General features: G+C 56.0%; 17 protein-coding genes. 9 read left to right on the forward strand and 8 right to left on the reverse strand.

Annotation, left to right across the window (positions count from 1 at the left end; all coding sequences use genetic code 11):
- The 3 genes from BEN74_RS11275 to BEN74_RS11285 are packed head-to-tail and all read right to left on the reverse strand — an operon-like array spanning position 1 to position 2,479.
- Positions 1-1,308, reverse strand: a complete 1,308-nt coding sequence (locus BEN74_RS11275; RefSeq protein WP_068913565.1) for a DUF445 domain-containing protein — start codon at positions 1,306-1,308, stop codon at positions 1-3.
- A gap of 20 nt (positions 1,309-1,328) precedes the next feature.
- The gene (locus BEN74_RS11280) at positions 1,329-1,886 is read right to left on the reverse strand and encodes a CC0125/CC1285 family lipoprotein (RefSeq protein ID WP_068913449.1); all 558 of its coding nucleotides are present in this window, start codon (positions 1,884-1,886) and stop codon (positions 1,329-1,331) included.
- Between the two features lie 53 nt (positions 1,887-1,939).
- Positions 1,940-2,479, reverse strand: coding sequence for a DUF924 family protein (locus BEN74_RS11285; RefSeq protein WP_068913452.1), 540 nt, complete (start codon positions 2,477-2,479; stop codon positions 1,940-1,942).
- A 318-nt stretch (positions 2,480-2,797) separates the two neighbouring features.
- Between BEN74_RS11285 and gshA the strand changes: the two genes are divergently transcribed.
- Both gshA and BEN74_RS11295 read left to right on the forward strand, forming a co-directional pair.
- On the forward strand, positions 2,798-4,375 hold the full coding sequence (gene gshA, locus BEN74_RS11290) for a glutamate--cysteine ligase (RefSeq protein ID WP_068913454.1): 1,578 nt from the start codon (positions 2,798-2,800) through the stop codon (positions 4,373-4,375).
- 18 nt (positions 4,376-4,393) lie between these two features.
- A complete protein-coding gene (locus tag BEN74_RS11295) occupies positions 4,394-4,915 on the forward strand; it encodes a disulfide bond formation protein B (RefSeq protein WP_068913455.1) in 522 nt (173 codons plus the stop codon).
- Between the two features lie 41 nt (positions 4,916-4,956).
- Here BEN74_RS11295 and BEN74_RS11300 read toward each other — a convergent pair whose 3' ends face one another.
- Positions 4,957-6,288 (reverse strand): hypothetical protein, encoded by a 1,332-nt coding sequence (locus BEN74_RS11300; RefSeq protein WP_068913456.1) that lies wholly within the window; start codon positions 6,286-6,288, stop codon positions 4,957-4,959.
- A 236-nt stretch (positions 6,289-6,524) separates the two neighbouring features.
- Here BEN74_RS11300 and BEN74_RS11305 point away from each other — a divergent pair, with 236 nt between their 5' ends.
- Together BEN74_RS11305 and parE are read left to right on the forward strand one after the other, a co-directional pair.
- A complete protein-coding gene (locus BEN74_RS11305; RefSeq protein ID WP_068913457.1) occupies positions 6,525-7,151 on the forward strand; it encodes a YqiA/YcfP family alpha/beta fold hydrolase in 627 nt (208 codons plus the stop codon).
- 124 nt (positions 7,152-7,275) lie between these two features.
- Positions 7,276-9,156, forward strand: coding sequence for a DNA topoisomerase IV subunit B (parE, locus tag BEN74_RS11310; protein ID WP_068913458.1), 1,881 nt, complete (start codon positions 7,276-7,278; stop codon positions 9,154-9,156).
- A 131-nt stretch (positions 9,157-9,287) separates the two neighbouring features.
- On the opposite strand, the gene BEN74_RS19450 is transcribed toward parE, so the two are convergent.
- Positions 9,288-9,434 carry a hypothetical protein gene (locus BEN74_RS19450; RefSeq protein WP_162898179.1) on the reverse strand — a complete coding sequence of 49 codons (147 nt, stop codon included), beginning with the start codon at positions 9,432-9,434 and terminating at the stop codon, positions 9,288-9,290.
- 96 nt (positions 9,435-9,530) lie between these two features.
- Here BEN74_RS19450 and BEN74_RS11315 point away from each other — a divergent pair, with 96 nt between their 5' ends.
- Positions 9,531-10,022, forward strand: a complete 492-nt coding sequence (locus BEN74_RS11315; RefSeq protein WP_068913459.1) for a DUF1877 family protein — start codon at positions 9,531-9,533, stop codon at positions 10,020-10,022.
- Here BEN74_RS11315 and BEN74_RS11320 read toward each other — a convergent pair.
- The gene (locus BEN74_RS11320; protein ID WP_068913460.1) at positions 10,014-10,517 is read right to left on the reverse strand and encodes a GNAT family N-acetyltransferase; all 504 of its coding nucleotides are present in this window, start codon (positions 10,515-10,517) and stop codon (positions 10,014-10,016) included. The genes BEN74_RS11315 and BEN74_RS11320 overlap by 9 nt on opposite strands.
- Before the next feature lie 95 nt (positions 10,518-10,612).
- A complete protein-coding gene (locus BEN74_RS11325) occupies positions 10,613-11,344 on the reverse strand; it encodes an outer membrane protein OmpK (protein WP_068913567.1) in 732 nt (243 codons plus the stop codon).
- 498 nt (positions 11,345-11,842) lie between these two features.
- On the opposite strand from BEN74_RS11325, the gene BEN74_RS11330 reads away from it, so the two are divergent.
- The 4 genes from BEN74_RS11330 (at position 11,843) to dsbD (ending at position 15,555) form a co-directional block, all read left to right on the forward strand.
- Positions 11,843-12,199, forward strand: a complete 357-nt coding sequence (locus BEN74_RS11330; protein WP_068913462.1) for an HPF/RaiA family ribosome-associated protein — start codon at positions 11,843-11,845, stop codon at positions 12,197-12,199.
- A gap of 141 nt (positions 12,200-12,340) precedes the next feature.
- Positions 12,341-12,883 (forward strand): ankyrin repeat domain-containing protein, encoded by a 543-nt coding sequence (locus BEN74_RS11335; RefSeq protein ID WP_068913464.1) that lies wholly within the window; start codon positions 12,341-12,343, stop codon positions 12,881-12,883.
- 19 nt (positions 12,884-12,902) lie between these two features.
- Complete coding sequence (locus tag BEN74_RS11340) at positions 12,903-13,682, forward strand: transporter (protein ID WP_068913466.1); 780 nt, start codon at positions 12,903-12,905, stop codon at positions 13,680-13,682.
- 43 nt (positions 13,683-13,725) lie between these two features.
- Positions 13,726-15,555 (forward strand): protein-disulfide reductase DsbD, encoded by a 1,830-nt coding sequence (gene dsbD / locus BEN74_RS11345; RefSeq protein WP_068913468.1) that lies wholly within the window; start codon positions 13,726-13,728, stop codon positions 15,553-15,555.
- Positions 15,556-15,648: 93 nt separating this feature from the next.
- Here the strand turns inward: dsbD and BEN74_RS11350 are convergent, their stop codons facing one another.
- Positions 15,649-16,845: a sensor domain-containing diguanylate cyclase gene (locus BEN74_RS11350; RefSeq protein WP_068913470.1), complete on the reverse strand. Its 1,197-nt coding sequence runs from the start codon at positions 16,843-16,845 to the stop codon at positions 15,649-15,651.
- Positions 16,846-16,947 lie beyond the last annotated feature (102 nt).

The raw sequence follows: 16,947 nt of genomic DNA on the forward strand, positions 1-16,947 counted from the left end.
CTACAGCGCGATTTCGACCAGCGCCCGGATAATCCCTAAAATCAGGCCAATGAATGCGCCGACCACTACGCCGTTGACCCGGATCATATGCAGGTCGCCGCCGACTTCATTTTCGATTTTATCAATCATTTCGCTGGAGTCCCATTCATGAATGCGCTCGCTGATGAAGCGGATGACTTTTTCGCTGTACTGGCCGGACAGGCTGACAGCGACCGCGCTGAGCTTTTCATTCAGCAGCTGGCGCACCGCCACATTCGACACCATATTTTCCCCGACCTGCTGAATCGCCACCCGCAGGTTCTGCGCCACGCCGGAATCAGGCTTCTGCAGGTCGGCCTTCACCGCATCGCATAAAATCACCACGGCGCCGCTGATGAAGTTCAGCACATAGGGGCTGTCCAGCAGAGCGTCTTTGGCCTGATTCAGGCGCATGCTGGCGGCGCTGTGATTATCCGCCAGCTGCAGGATCAGGCTTTGGCCGGCTTCTTCAATTTTTCTGCGCCACGGATGCTCCGGATCGGCCAGCATGGATTCCACCCGCTCAATCATCGAGTCAATGCTGCGCTGCTGCACGTCAATGCCGATCCAGCTGGCGCCTCTGGCCAGCTTCCATACGCCCAGCTCCTTGAACAGCTGGCGGGTCAGGTCGCGGACCTGTTCGGGGTGATGGATCATCCAGCCGTGCGCCAAATCCAGCCCGCGCTGCAGCACTTCCTGATGGAAGTCATTTTCCAGCACCGCGCGCAGCATCTCGCTGGCCAGATGGTTGATCCGGGTGTTTTTCACCCACTGCACGCTGTTGCTTTGAATGAAGCGCCCGATCTGCTCCTGCCCGACAAAATCGAAAATTTTCGGCACGGTCTGCTGAATGACATCGCTCACCTGGCGGTTATTCTGCGGATTGGCCAGCCATCTGCCGGCCGCCAGGGACAGGTCGGCCTGCTGCAGGCTGCGCTCCACCACCTGCGGCGACAGGAAATTTTCCTGCACAAAGCGCCCCATCGATTCGGCAATGCGGGCCTTGTTGCGCGGAATAATTTCGGTGTGGTCGCGCAGGAATTTCGGAATCGGCATTTTGCCGAAAGGGTTGCGGAACAGCACGGTAATCGCATACCAGTCCGCCAGCCCGCCGACCATGCCGGCTTCCGCCGACAGCATCAGAATATGGATCAGCCAGGCGTATTCCGGCAGCAGCTTGGCCGCCAGCATCAGGGCCAGCCAGGCCAGCACAGCCATGGCCAGGGCAATGGCCGCCAGGCGCCTGCTGCGCCGCAGGTTCGGCGATGGCGCAGCCTGATCCTGATCCATTGCGTTGCCTGTATCCCTGATCATTTTTCAGCTTTGGCGGCTGGGGCAGGCAGGACTTCCCCTGCGCTGCTCAAGCCGTATTTAGGCCCTAGGGACTGCAGAATCAGCCGGGCGTCAAAGGCGTCTTTCGGCGCGGATTTTTCATTTTTAAAGCACTCGATGGTATAGGCGACCTGCGCCGGGTCCAGTGTCACCACTTGAGGCATGTCATAAAACGGATCTGGCCAGTAGCCGGGATAGCGCCGGTAATAGCCGTAAGGATAAGGCGCCGGCGCAGGGTAGACCACAGCCTGCCTTGGCGGCTGCTGGGTGCGGTTGCTCGGGTCATCCAGCACTTTAAAAAACTGGAAGCCGTTCTGCACCGCGGCCTGCGCGGCTTTGACCAGGGTGATTTCCTCGGCGGTGCCGTAGCTCATGTTCGGGCGGGCTTTAAAGCTGATGCGGAAGGTCTGCGCATTCAGCGGCGTGCTGCCGAATTGGCCCAGCTGGTCAAAGGTCAGCGGCTTGGACGGCGCGCTGGCGCAGCCGGCAAGGGTTAGGCTGGCAGCCGCCGCTGCCGCAAGCAGTAAATTCTTCATGCTCAATCTCCTGAAAGGGGGTGACGCAGCAAGGGGAGAGTTCATCCAGCGCATTAAAAGCTGGAATCCGGCTGGGTTAAAAATTCGGCTTCTTCGGCCGTGGATATCCGCCCTAAAGCCTGATTGCGGTGCGGATAGCGCCCGAAACGGTCAATGACCGCCTTATGCTTTTTTTCAAAATCCAGATTTACCGGATTGCCCAAGCCTTCAAATAATTCTAGCGCATATTGATGAATCAGAGGCGATTCGCTGTGCATAAACGGCATATACAGGAATGCGCGCTGTTCCGGGCGCAGCTGCAGGTCCAGCTTCAGGCTGATGGCCTCCTGCGCCAGGGCCAAAGCCAGCGCGTCCTGCGCAAAGGCGTCCGCCGAAGCGCGGTGCAGGTTTCTGGAGAACTGATCCAGCACGATAATTTCCGCCAGGCGCCCTTCAGCGCAATTGCGCCAGCGCCAGAGTTCCGCCTGAGATGCGCTGCGCAGCAGGCCTGCAAAGTTTTTTCTGATGATTGCGTCAAATTCGGCGCTTTTTGCAAACCAGTTCGGCTGGGCCTCGGCGCTGAACCAGAACTCTAAAATATCTTGATAATTCATAAACTTTAGGCTTTGTTAGCATTTATTCATCAATACAATCACAAATTTCAAATGCCATATAGTGGAACTTTGTGATAAAAATTTGCAGAAATAAAATTTTGGTTTGCCTGAAAAACATGCAGGGTGTAATGTGGCGCCGATAAATCACGTTATACTGCAGCTTATGGGGATTTTCCGCCCTAAGCCTTGGAGATTGGGATGGTTTTTTGCTGCTCCCGCGCTGCGCCCGCCGAATGCCGCGGCGCTGAATTGCGCAGCTGCCCCCTGATCTGAATTGATGATTTTATTTTAGCCGTTCTTCCATTAAGCGAGATTGCAATGAGTCAGCCCGAATCGACCTCTCAAGATATTTTACCGGCCTGGGTGGATTCTTCGCATATACAAGGCATGCTCCGCGGCATTGAGCGTGAAAGCCTGCGCATGCAGAGCAGCGGCTTTCTGTCGCAGGCCGGCCATCCGCAGGCGCTCGGCTCCGCTTTGACTCATCCGCATATTACGACGGATTATTCTGAAGCTTTAATGGAATTCATCACCCCGCCGCAAGGCAGCATCGGCGAGGCGCTGGACTATTTAAGGGACATTCACGCCGTGGCGCACCGCCATCTGGAGCATGATGAAAAGCTCTGGCCGCTGTCCATGCCGTGCATGCTGGATGATGATGAAGAGCGCATCCGCCTGGCGCAGTACGGCGTTTCCAATATCGGGCGCTTCAAGACTCTGTACCGCCGCGGCTTGGGCGTGCGCTACGGGCGCCGCATGCAGACCATTTCCGGCGTGCATTACAACCTGTCTTTTCCGGATCATTTTTTTGAAGCGCTGCAGGCCGAAGAACAGGATGAGCAGCTGAAAGCGCTGAGCCTGCAGGATTACCGCAGCCACCGCTATTTCGGCCTGATCCGCAATTTCATCCGCCTGACCCCGCTGGTGATGTTTGTGCTCGGCGCCAGCCCTTCGGTATGCCAGTGCTTTATGACCGGCCGCGAGCATCAGCTGCTGCCGCTGCTGAAAGGCACGCTGTTCCTGCCATACGCCACCGCGCTGCGGATGGGGCGCTTCGGCTATCAGAATTCGGCGCAGAAGCAGCTGGGCATCCATTACAACAATTTAAGCGGCTATTTGGCGGGCCTGCAGAAAGCGGTGAAAACGCCGTATGCGCCGTTCAGCCGGTTGGGCCTGAGCGACGCGCAGGGCGAGCCGCTGCAGATCAATGACCATGTGCTGCAGATTGAAAATGAATACTACAGCCTGGTGCGCCCGAAGCAGGTGCCGCGTGACGGCGAAACGCCGTCGCAGGCGCTGGCCAGCCGCGGCGTGAGCTATGTCGAGCTGCGCGCGGTGGATGTCAACCCGTACAGCGCCATCGGCATTGATGAAAATGCTGCCGGCTTCCTGGAAGCGCTGGCGCTGTACTGCCTGCTGCAGGACAGCCCGGAGCTGCTGGATGCGGAGCAGGACGTGATTGAGCGGAATCAGGCCGAAGCGGTGAACCGCGGCCGCGCGCCGAATGCGGTGATTGCTGAGCATGGCCAAAGCTATCCGATTGAGGACTGGTGCCGGCGCTATTTGGCGCAAATGCAACCGCTGTCGGCTTTGCTGGACAGCGCCTATGAAACCGGCCTGTACAGCCGAGCACTGGCGGCCATGCTGGCGCGGGTGAACGAAGTCGACGAAACGCTTTCCGCCAGGATGATTGAAGATACGCTGGCGCTGGGCGGCACATGGAGCTTCGGCAGCCATATGGCGCAGCAGCATGCCGCGGAATATGAGCAGCATCAGCTCAGCCCGGAAACGCTGGCTTATTTTGATGAAGCTGCGCAGCAGTCGCTGCAGCGCCAGCATCAGCTGGAGCAGGAAACGCAGGTCAGTTTTGAACAGTATCTTAGCAATTTCAGATAAAAAATAAGAGGATATGCCATGCAGTGGAGTTACCGCCATGTCAGCGGTTTTTTATTTTTAGCCAGCGCGGCCGGCATGGCTTTTGCGCTGTATTTGGAGCATGTTCAGGGCCTGAGCCCATGCCCGCTCTGTGTTTTTCAGCGCATCGGCCTGATCGGGCTGGGGCTGATTTCCCTGATCGCCTTTCTGCATAACCCGGCTTCCAATGCGGCTAAGCGCGTGTATGCCTTTTTAGGCGCGCTGTCGGTTTTATGGTCTGCCGGCGTGGCTGCGCGCCATGTCTGGCTGCAAAGCCTGCCGCCGGATCAGGTGCCGAGCTGCGGCCCGGGCCTGGATTACTGGCTGGATACGCTGCCGCTGAAATCCGTATTTGAGCAGGTGCTGACCGGTTCCGGCGAATGCGCCAAAGTGGACTGGACTTTTCTGGGCCAGTCGCTGCCGGTCTGGTCTTTGGTGTTCTTCAGCGTTTTGGCGCTGATCAGCATTTGGCAGCTGCTGCGGAAATATCCGCTGGCGCAGAAAGCGGCCAGTAAAAAGTAAGAAATGCATTTAAAAAGCCAGCGGAACGCTGGCTTTTTTGATCAGGTCAGCGCAATGCCTTCCATGCTTTTCAAATCCGTGATGTATTCATGGATTTGATTGCACTGTTCATCTTCATCATTCGGATAGAACCAGTGCACGATCTGCTCTGCGACTTGCGGATGGTGCTGCAGCTCAAAATGATTCACGCCGTAGAAAATCGCTTTATGCGCGTCCGGAACCTTCAGCTGGTAGCGCGGGTTCGGATGCTCGCCCAAGGCGCTTTTTACGCTGACCAGATAATCGCCGATGACCTGCAGCGTGCGGTTCCTGCGGTTCTCAAATTCAATAGTTCCCGCCACCAGATAGGCGTTGACATGCGAGGGGATGGGCGCCGGCTTGCGGTTGTCATCCATCAGGCCAATCCGCACCTCATTGTGCTCCCAGTCATCATCGCGCACGCTGCCGTAGCGCAGATCCAGAATGCCGTTGCTGCGGATATTGGCGATATGCCCGGCAATTTTTCCCAGGGGAATGCGCCCCAGATGCTTCTGCAGGGCAAAGCCCATGCGCTCCAGCACAGCGCCGTGGTGCGGCGAGCCTAAGCAGACCAGATTTTCCACGCGGTGAATCCAGCCGTGCATGTTCTGCTTGCCGTAGAACAGCGCGCTGCGCGACACCAGGCCGCCCATGCTGTGGCCAATCAGGTCAATGCTGGTAATGCCCGGATTGCGCTGCACCAGGTCTTCCAGCGTATTGGACAGGCTGCGCCCGTTGGCGGAAATGCGCCGCCCGGTATTGTAGTTCAGGTACAGCATGGTGTTATGGTCGCGCTGCGCCAGCAGCTTTTCGCCAATGCCGCCGTATTTGCGCGTGGACCAGGTTAAATGGTTCATGCACAGGCCATGCACCAGCAGGCTGATGCGCCCGGTCAGTTCGCCCTGCTGCACGGCGCCGTAGTGGTCATACACCACCATCGGCAGGGCCATCGGGTTATGCTGCTGCAGCAGGTAATCGCCCAGCACGCCATTCAGCGCGCCGACCAGGAAATGCAGGGGCGGCGTCAGCTGCTTTTCATGCAGTTTCGGGAATTTTTCAATAATGCTGCGCAAGCTAGGCGCCAGCAGGTATGTGCCGTAATTGAAGAATGTTTCATAAGCCAGCTGGTACAGCTTGGCAATTGACGGAATGTCATGAAACTGCTGTGAGCCTTGCTCGCTCATGCCGAATACGCTGATCAGCAGCTCGCGCTGAATATTCTGAATCAGGTCATGCACCACATCGCTGAACCGCATGGTGACCAGCTGCGCCAGCCCTTCCAGCACATCGGCCTGGCTGGGCGGGGTGCGGTCCCATTTGCAATAGGTCTCATGCAGCGGCGTTAAACTTGGCATCGTTTCCTATCCTGTATTTTCCGCATCCCGGTATGCTGTTGTTTTTAGGCGGGGCTGCGGAGTGGGTTTTCTTTTCGCGTTCTGTCTGTCGCTTTTAAAATACCTAGAATTGCGGATTTGCTCGAGTTTTTTTGTCTAACAATACTGGCGGATTGGCTTATTTTTAGCAGAATGCGGCTTTTGCCGCATTTATCCGCTAAGCTGGCCTCAGAGAGTGCTTAATATTTGGACAAGGCATGAATGTGATTTATCTGCATGGCTTTAAAAGCAGCGCGCAGTCAGTGAAAGGCCAGCTGCTGCAGCGCTATTGCGCGCAGCGCGGCGGCCCGCAGGTGCATCTGCCGGATTTGAATGCGCCGCCGCAGCAGGCGCTGCATCAGGTGTCTGAACTGATTCAGCACCTGGATGGCGCGGCGCTGGTCGGCAGCAGCCTGGGCGGTTTTTATGCAGTGCAGCTGGCCGCCCGGCACGGCATTCCGGCGGCTTTAATCAACCCGGCCATGCGGCCTTGGGCGCTGTTCCGCAGCCTGTTCGCCGCCGAGCAGCTGCCTTATGCCGTGACGGAGTGCTGGACGCTGGATGAGGCGCAGCTGGATTATCTGGAGCAGGCCGCCGTGCCGCATGCGCCGAATGCGGGTCAGATTCTGGCGCTGCTGCAGCGGGGCGATGAAGTGCTGGATTACCGGCAGGCGCAGTCCTTTTTCAGCCAGCCGGCCGGCCGCGCCATGATCATCAGCGAAGCGCAGGGCAGCCACGGCATGGATGATTTTGCCGGTAAAATTCCAATGCTGTTGCAGTTTTTGGCCGATGCGGTTCAGAATAAGCCGGATGGAAAAACCGGCGCATCGCCTATTGCGTCATGATTTGACGCTTTAATGGCTAAAGAAATGGCGCCGGCAGGCGGATGGATGGGCTTTTTTGCGAAAAAGAATATACTCTAGCGCTTGAGATCAATGTTTTTAACCAGAATGCAGGGAATTTTGCAACGTGACGCAATATACGGCTCAATCGCTTGAAGTTTTATCCGGCTTAGATCCGGTGCGCCGCCGCCCGGGCATGTACACTGACACCACCCGCCCCAACCATTTGGCGCAGGAAGTGATTGATAATGCCGTCGATGAAGCGCTGGCGGGGCATGCCGATAAAATTACCGTGACGGTGTATAAAGACGGCTCCTTGTCGGTGGAAGACAACGGCCGCGGCATGCCGGTGGATATTCACCCCGAATATGGCCAGAGCGGGATTGAAATCATTCTGACCAAGCTGCATGCCGGCGGTAAATTCAGCACCGACAATTACCAGTTTTCCGGCGGCCTGCATGGCGTGGGCATCTCGGTAGTGAACGCGCTGTCGACCCGGGTTGAGGTTGAAGTGCAGCGCCAGGGCAACCTGTACAAAATGGCCTTTGAGCAGGGCGAGCCGGCCGCGCCGCTGCAGGTGCTGGAAGGCAAGGCGCCGAAGCGCGCCAGCGGCACCCGCGTGCATTTCTGGCCTGAAGCCAAATATTTCGATTCGCCGAAATTCGCCCTGAAAGCCCTGAAGCACAACCTGAAAGCCAAAGCGGTGCTGGCTGCCGGCCTGCAGATTATCTACATCGATCAGATCAACAGCGAAAAAATTGAATGGCAGTTTGAAAACGGCCTGGTTGACTATTTAATGGATGAGCTGCAGGACCGTGAAATTCTGCCGGCGCCAGCATTTGTCGCTTCAGGCCAGGCGGAGCGCGCCAGCGCCGAGTTCGCCATCTGCTGGAATGCCGAAGGCGGCGAGCAGGTGCAGGAAAGCTATGTCAACCTGATTCCCACCGCGCAGGGCGGCACCCATGTCAATGGCCTGCGCTCCGGCGTCACCGATGCCATCCGCGAGTTCTGCGAGCTGCGCAATCTGCTGCCGCGCAATCTGAAGCTGTCTGCGGAAGACGTCTGGGACGGCGTGAACTATATTCTGTCATTGAAATTTCAGGAACCGCAGTTCTCCGGCCAAACCAAGGAACGCCTGTCCAGCCGCGAAGCCTCGGGCGTTGTGCAGAACATCGCCAAAGACGCTTTTGCGCTGTGGCTGAACCAGAACTCCGAGATTGCGATGCAGCTGGCCGAGCTGGCGATTGCCAAAGCCGGGCGGCGCCTGAAAGCGGCCAAAAAAGTCGAGCGCAAGCGGATTGTGTCTGGCCCGGCCTTGCCGGGCAAGCTGGCGGACTGCGTCGGCCATACGCTGGAAGAATCCGAACTGTTTATTGTGGAAGGCGACTCTGCCGGCGGTTCCGCCAAGCAGGCGCGCGACAAGAATTTTCAGGCGATTATGCCGATCCGCGGCAAAATCCTGAATACCTGGGAAGTTTCTTCAGATGAGGTGCTGGCGTCTCAGGAAGTGCATGATATCGCGATTGCGATAGGCGTAGACCCGGGCAGCGATGACCTGTCGGAACTGCGCTACGGCAAAGTCTGCATTTTGGCCGATGCCGACTCCGATGGCCTGCATATCGCCACCTTGCTTTGCGCGCTGTTTGTCAAGCATTTCCCGAATCTGGTGGAAGAGGGGCATTTATTTGTCGCCATGCCGCCGCTGTTCCGCATTGACGACAGCAAAGACGTGCATTACGCGCTGGATGACGCCGAGCTGGAGCAGATTCTGAAAAAATGCAAAACTAAAAACCCGCAAATCACCCGCTTTAAAGGCTTGGGCGAAATGAACGCCAGCCAGCTGCGTGAAACCACCATGGATCCGAATACCCGGCGCCTGGTGCAGCTGGACTTGGACGATCTGCATTTTACCGCAGGGCTGCTGGATAAGCTGCTGGCCAAGAAGCGCTCCAGCGACCGCAAGCACTGGCTGGAGCAGAAAGGCAATCTGGCTGATCTGGCGGTTTGACCGCGTCCTGATCTGCTCAGTTTTCCGCGCGCAGGATTTTAAAATGAAGGCTTTCCTTGCAGGGCCTTCATTTTTTTCAGCTGAGCATAAAACTTCCGGCTTTGGCCTGAGGCATTGCCGGCTGTCAGCTTTTAGGCAATCTCCGGCATCCTCACATGCCTGCCTAATCCGCCATCCGCGGCGGCTTTCATCGGCATATACCGTTTTTTTCCGCAGCGCAGCATGCCGCGTTCAGCCATCGCATCAGTATTGAGCAGCCACCGCAGCAGCAAAGCCATCTTGTCCAGTCCGGCGTTTCCTATATACAATTTTTAAGCATATCTTTTGGGCTGAACGGGTTAAGCTGAGTCAACGCCATAACTAGAAGAGTAAAAATGGAAGCAGTGTTATTTCTAATCCATCCTAATGATTTAGAAACTTTAATTTTAGAAGCGGAAACTTCGCAGGACGTGCTGGAGTCTGAATTCATGCAGCAGTCGCTGTATTTGGGGACGGCTTGGGAAACCCTGAATCAGGCGCTGAATCCAGCCGGGCAGCCGGCGCAGGAAGGTATGGAATTCGCCATTCAGGCCGAGCATCCGCTGTCGGAACGGCTGAGCCATCCGGACGCCGTCCGCTACAACACTGTGGTCCGCGTGGCTGAGCTGCAGCAGGCGCTGCAGCAGCTGACGGTAGATGAAGTCAAAAAACGCTATCAGTTTGCCGTGGTCAATACCGCGCCAGAAGCGCTGGCGCAGGAACTCAGGCTGGCCGAGCTGAAGCTGATCTACCTGCAGCTGCAGGATTTTTACCGCGAAGCAGCCAGAAAAAATTGGGCGGTATTAAGCGTGATTCAGGACAAAATCCGCCCGGAAAAGCTAATCTAGCAGGCGCTGCATCAGCACCAAGTCGCGCCATTCGCCAAATTTCTGCCCAACCTGCGGCATGTAGCCGGTTTGCGCAAAGCCGAGCTGCTGATGCAGGGCAATCGATGCGGCGTTGCCGTGGTCAATGCCCGCCACCATGACATGCACGCTGCGGCTTCGGGCATGCGCAATCAGCTGCAGCAGCAGGCGCTTGCCCAGCCCCTGCCGCGCATAGTCCGGCGCAATGTAGACTGAATGCTCAACCGTGCGGCGGTATCCGGAAAAATTCCGGAAGGCGGCGTAATCGGCATAGCCGGCAATGCGCATTTTTTCCTGATCTTCAATCACCAGAAAGGGGAAATCCTGCGCCTGCAAGGCCTGCAGCTTATGCTGAAAGGCTTCAAGGCTGTGCGCCTGGTCATTCCATGTGGCAAAGCCGTGCAGTACTTCAGCATTGTAAATCGCCAAAACAGCGGGCAGGTCCTGCTGTACGGCAGGGCGGATGATCAAAGGCATGGCAGCTTCAAAACGGAAAAAGAGGCTTTATTGGATGCGCTGTGCATAAAAAAAGCAAGACTGACGTCTTGCTTTTTTTGCAGGCGCAAGGCGCATTAGAAGTGGTATTTCACCAATGCGCTGACGTTGTTTTCGTCTTTGCCTGAAATGCCGAATTTGTTGTTCCATACCGAGTGCTCAATGCCAAGGTACAGGCGGGTGTCCGGAGAAATGTGCTTGCCGGCGTTCCATTTCCACTGCGTTGTCCAGTTCAATTCGCTGGCATGATCGCCTTTTTCAGCAGTTGACCAGTCCAGGAAACCGTCAACAAGGAAATCTTCAGAACCTAGCTTCAATGGCACACCGTAAGTGATGGTCATTTGATAGTCATCTTTTTGAATTTCGTTGTTCGCGCGGTAGAAGTTTACGCTGGCATACTGCGTATACGGGATGGCAAGATCGAAACCGACACCGTAAAGGAAGTTGTTAAAATCATTGCCGAAGTTGTCCTGGTTGCCTTCCCATGTGGTTGCGATTAAAACATCTTTAATCGGGCCGGCAGCCAGCTTTTTGCCGGAAATTTCGCCCAGGCTTAAACGCGGCGCAAGCTCAAAATAGGTGAGGTTATTGTCATCGCCGCCGCGCATGCGGTCCATAAAGAAGAACACGTCTGCATATTTTACTTTAGCTGCATATTCAACAGTCAAAGTCGACTGCTGCTCATCAACCACTTCATAATTCTCGCCGTACAGGCCAGTAATGCTGAAGTCCTGCCAGATTGGCGCAGCCTGCGTGAATGCTGCCGCTGAAGCGAATGCGCATGCGGTTACGAATTGTGTAAATTTCATTAAAAATGTCTCCCCCGAGAAGCACTGAAAGCATACAGATTCTTTAGCAAAAATAAAGTCAAAAATGCTGGGCGGAGAAAAAAAGCGTCCGGGTTTGCAGGGGCCGGCCGCCGTCCTTAGGGCAAGGTTGGCAATGACCATGAAATTTTTTTCTTATAAAACAGCAATATTCTCCGCAAGCCAAGCCAATGCCTGCCGGAGCAGCGCTGCGCCTAAGCAGATCCGCCGGTGCCAATCCGGACAAATGCCTAGATTTTGTATGGAATTATAAAAAATATAAAAATAGCGCTTGCATATTTTTCAGTTAGGACCGATATTCGAAGTATAAGGACACAGTTCTGCAGGCTGTAAAGTGTTCATTATTCAATGTGGAGGACGGCGTTCCAAACGAAGTTGAAGATGTTCTGCGCTGCATACAGCAGCCAGTGTAAGTGTGCCGAAATAAGAAAGTTTTGCACAATATTTTATAGATAATCCAGATGGTTAGAGGATGATATTATGAACATTGAAATCCGTACAGATAAGAACATTCAGAATAGTGACCGTTTAATTGAGTACGTTCGTGCAGAACTGAATCAGGAATTCCAGCGCCACAGTGAGCGCATCACTCACTTTTCGGTGCATTTCAGCGATGAAAATGGGGACAAGGGTGGCAGCGATGACATCAAGTGCATGATTGAAGCGCGCCCGGCCGGCTTAAAGCCTGTGGTGGTGAACCACAGAGGCCATAATGTTGATACGGCGATTCACGGCGCAATTGAACGCCTGAAACGCAGCCTAGAGCATGTGTTCGAGAAAAAAGAGAACCCTCGCGTTGCTCAGCCTGCATTTGCCGAAGCGGATGAAGAGGAATAAGCTGATTCACCCGCATTAAAAAAAGCCCTTCGGGGCTTTTTTTAATGGCTGGAAAAATTGCGCCTGCTTTACATTATCATCAAAACAAACAGCAGTTTATTCGGCATAATAGAGCATAATAATTTCAAGAGAGTTTCCTCCATGTTAACAGCGCAGCAGCAGGTTTTTGTACAGGCCTTAGAAGAACAGAATCTGGCGCAGGTCAAGCTTCTGTTGGCGGAAGGCCTGAATCCGAACTTTATCGACTTTGAAAAAGGCCCTGCGGTTTCCGTCTGGTCAGACGGGCTGTTCAAATGGTGGGAAGAAATCTGCGAAGCCTATGAAGCCGGCGCGCCTTTGTCCGGGCAGCAGAAGCAGGAGCGCCTTGCGGTGCATCTGGAAATTCTGGAAGCGCTGATTCAGGCCAAAGTGAACCTGCACCTGTGGGATGCGGAAGAACTGTACGGCCCATTATGGGACGCTGCCAGCTCCGCCTGCGCGCCGGCGGTCAAGCGCCTGCTGGAAGAAAAAGTCAATCCGAATACTAAAGACGGGGAAGGCTTGACCATCCTCTCATCCATCAGCGATTTATTCTTTGACTGCGATTTTGATGAAATTGACTGGTCTGAGGCGCTGGAGGAAGAAAAGCAGACCCTGGAACTGCTGCGCAGCCAAGGCGCAAAAATGACAAAAGAATTAGCTTAATTAATACAAGAGATTCTGCATGACTGTAAGCATAACCTTCAAAACTTTAGGATTCGCCGCGCTGGCCGGCGTCAGCTCATATGCCCTGGCCGCGGATTTTTCATTTGACCGCCCGGGCGTCGGCTTCGGCACCGGCATTGCCCCAGTTGGCCAATTGGCGTGGGAGCAGGGCCTGCCCAGCGCAGCCTATCTGGAAAGCACAGATGCCAATGGGCAGAAAAGCAAAAGCCTGATGCTAAACGGCGATATGCTGCTGCGCACCGGCCTGGCCAAAGACCTTGAGCTGCAGCTGGGCTGGCAAGGCCCGTCCTGGTCTAAAACCAAAACCGGCGGGCGCAGCGAAGAGCAGGACGGTTTGGGCGATGTCAGCATCGGCCTGAAAAAAGCCGTCAATCTGGACGATGACAAGCTGACGATGGCGCTTCTGGCGGAAGCCATTCTGGCCACCGGCAACGACGGCTTCAGCAATGGCGATGATATCTACAGCCTCAGCTCAGCGGTTTCTTATGATTACAGCGAGCTGCTGACCACCTCGATTACAATGCGCTATGAAGCGCAGAACAGCAATTGGGCGGTTTCCGCTATTCCGGCCATTGAATATAAAATTGCCGGCAAGCTTTCAGGCTATTCGGAGTTTATTTTCCGCAAAGCCGAAAGCGCAGATAAGGAATATGCGCTGGGCAGCGGCTTAATCTATGCCGTGAATGAGCGCACGCAGCTGGATGCCGGCATTGCCCTGGACCTGAACGGTAAAAATAAAAGCTATCAGTCCGGGCTTGGCATCTCGTATTTATTCTAAGCGCACGCTGCGCATTTGATTTTCTCAGGATGAATCCATCGGCATGAAAATATTCGCTTATGGCGCAATGGCCGCAGCGCTGGCGTTCAGCGCCTCGCTGCAGGCAGAACCCGAACTGCTTTCTTCTGAAGAAGCCTTTCCCTTAACGGTGATTTCCAGCAGCGCTCAGGAAGCTGAGCTCAGCTGGAAAATGCCGCCGAATTACTACCTGTACCAGCATAAAATTGAAGTCCGGCAGGGCAGCCAGCCGGTCGCGCTGCAGCTGCCGCCGGCTGAACCGCTGCATGATGAAAACTACGGCCGGGTGCAAGTGTACTATCAGCAGCTGCAGCTGCATATTCCCACGCAGGCATCGCAGCAGTATCAGGTGACGTGGCAGGGTTGCGCGCAGGACCGGGTGTGCTATCCGCCGCAAAGCGCCACTTTTCAGACCGATGCCGGCGGCCTGGTCAGCATGCAGAATCAAGGCCACGCCGCCAAGCGCCTGCTGGACTTAGCCGGCAGTGGCGCGCAGCAGAATGATGCCTTGGCGCCACGCGATGGCGCAGCCGAGTCCGGCGTTGAGGCGCAGCCGCCGGCAGAAGCCGGCGCGGAATCGCAGGATCAGATCTGGTCAGCAACGCTGGCGGAAAGCTCGCTGCTGTACGGCCTGCTTCTGTTTTTCGGCCTGGGCCTGCTGCTGGCTTTCACTCCCTGTTCGCTGCCGATGCTGCCGATCCTCACTTCGCTGATTGTGCGCGACAGCAAAGGCATGAAAGCCTGGATGATTGCGCTGACCTTTGTCTGCAGCATGGCGCTGGTCTATTCGGTTTTGGGCCTGATTGCATCCTCCGCCGGGCTGAACTTCCAGCGCTGGCTGCAGCAGCCGTCCACGCTGATAGCGTTCAGCCTGCTGTTTGTCGCCTTTGCGCTGAATTTATTCGGGCTGTTTGAAATCAGGCTGCCGCGGGCGCTGGTGCAGCGCCTGGACCGGGTGCAGTCGGTGCAGAAAGGCGGCAGCCTGGCGGGCGCCGCGGTGATGGGCATGGTTTCAGCCCTGCTGGTTGGCCCCTGCATGACCGCGCCGCTGGCTGGCGCGCTGCTGTTCATTTCGCAAACCCAGAGCCAATGGCAAGGCGCGCTGCTGCTGTTCACCCTGGGCTTCGGCATGGGCACGCCGTTGCTGCTGGCCAGCGTGCTGGGTTCGCGCATTCTGCCGAGGGCCGGCCAGTGGATGAATCAGATTAAGGTGCTGTTCGCCTTTATCATGCTGGGCTTGGCGCTGTACTTTGTCCGCCCGCTGCTGAGCGAAGCGTGGATGCAGTGGCTGTCTTTGGCGCTGCAGCTGAGTTTCGCGGCCTATCTGCTGTGGCGGATTTTCGGACGCAGCGGGCAGCTGAAATGGCTGTATATCCTGTGCTTCTGCCTGGCGGCGCCGTATCTGGCCTACAGCCAGTATCAGCAGAGCCAGCGCTTTTTTAGCGAACAGGCTGCAGTTGAGGCGGTTTGGCACCGGGCGCGGACGGCTGCCGAATTCCGGCAGCTGCTGGCGCAGATTCCGGCCGGGCAAACAGCGGTGATTGATGTATATGCCGACTGGTGCGTGGCTTGCCAGCCGATTGAGCACCGGATTTTAAAATCCGCACAGGTGCAGCAGGCGCTGGCGCCGCATTATCTGATTAAGCTGGACCTCAGCCAGTATGATGATGCGCATCAGGCGCTGCTGAGCCAATGGGAGATTCTTGGGCCGCCGACCTTTCTGTTTTTGGACGGCGCGCATCAGGAAATCCGCGGGCTGCGCTTGACTGGCGCCTTTACTGAAGCCGAACTGCAGCAGCAGCTGCAGCGTTTGAAGGTTCCGGAAAATAATCATCCAGCTGCTGGCCGCCAATAACAGCTGTTCCAGCGGGTCAATGCGCGTGCGGCCGGCGCTGAAAGCCTTTGCGCTTCCTTTTGAGGAAGTGATGATTAAGCTGTCAGCGCAGGCTTAAATTCCTGCAGTGGGGTGGACAGCCTGCGCCAGATAGGCCCGCACCGAATTGCGCCCGCAGGCCTTGGCTTCATACAGAGCTTTATCGGCTTGAGTCAGCAGCTGCTGCGGGCGCATGTCCGGGCTTGAGGAGGCGATGCCGAAACTGGCGGTAACCTGAATCGGATGGCCGTCATCCCCCAGCAGCTCCATCTGCTGTATCGCTGAGCGGCAGCGTTCAGCGGCCTGCAGCGCCTGATCCAGCGCGGATTCATGCAGAATCAGGATGAATTCCTCACCGCCAAAACGGCCGGCCGCATCGCTGCTGCGCAAGTTCTGGCGCAGGATTGCGCTGACCTTGATTAAGGCTTCATCGCCTTTGTGATGCCCGTGCAGGTCATTAATCTGCTTAAAGTGGTCCAGATCCAGCAGCACCAGCGCATAGCCCGCGCCGGCATTCTGATGCAGATGCTCCAGGCGCTGATTGATGCTGCGCCGGTTGAACAGGCTGGTCAGCGGGTCAGTTTGGCTGAGCTCCTGAATCAGCTGTTCGCGGTGGCGCCACTGGCTCAGCAGGATTTCAAGCAGCGCCAGGCAGGTGAACAGGATCGGCGCAATAAACCACAGCATGGACAGCAGCCAGAACGCATTGGAATAGCTGCTGCTTTCCAGATGGAACAGCGGGGCATAGGGCACAACATCGGCATAGCTTAAATATGCGCAGCCGGCTAAGTACAGCGTGACGGGAATAAAGGCGCTGTAGACAATGCAGCGCGGCAGCAGCACCAGCCCGACTGCGGCCAGGCTGACATAGGAAATCATGGCGGCGGGGCTGAGGATGCCGATCAAATAGCCTTCGCGGCACAGCGAGATGACAAACAGGCCGACCGATAAAAACGGCAGCGCCCGCCTGACCCAGCGCCGGCTTTGCCAGGCGCGGCAGAGCTGGAGCAGCGCAAGCAGCAGCAGGAAGGACAGCGCATTCAGCGCCAGCTGGGATTTCATCAGCGGGAGATTGACCCATTGCCAGAGTTCAGGCGACAGCAGCACATAGGCTTTCCAGAGGATTCTGCTGAGCAGGACGGCAGCTGCAAGAATCAGCATCAGCATGCATTTTTTGACGATGCTCCAGTTGATCACCGCTTCATCTTCCAGCAGATATTTGGCGATTTTTTGCTTCAGTATGGCCTTGCGCAGCGGGGGCATTATCTTCATGGGCTAAAGCCTGCCTTTATTCTATTTGCGGTTTTCTTTTTCTTGGCGCCGGTGCAGTCCGCAAATCCTGATTAAAATAAAATAGCACGCTTTTACAGGCTT

The organism is Acinetobacter sp. WCHAc010034 (assembly GCF_001696615.3).
Lineage (GTDB): Bacteria > Pseudomonadota > Gammaproteobacteria > Pseudomonadales > Moraxellaceae > Acinetobacter.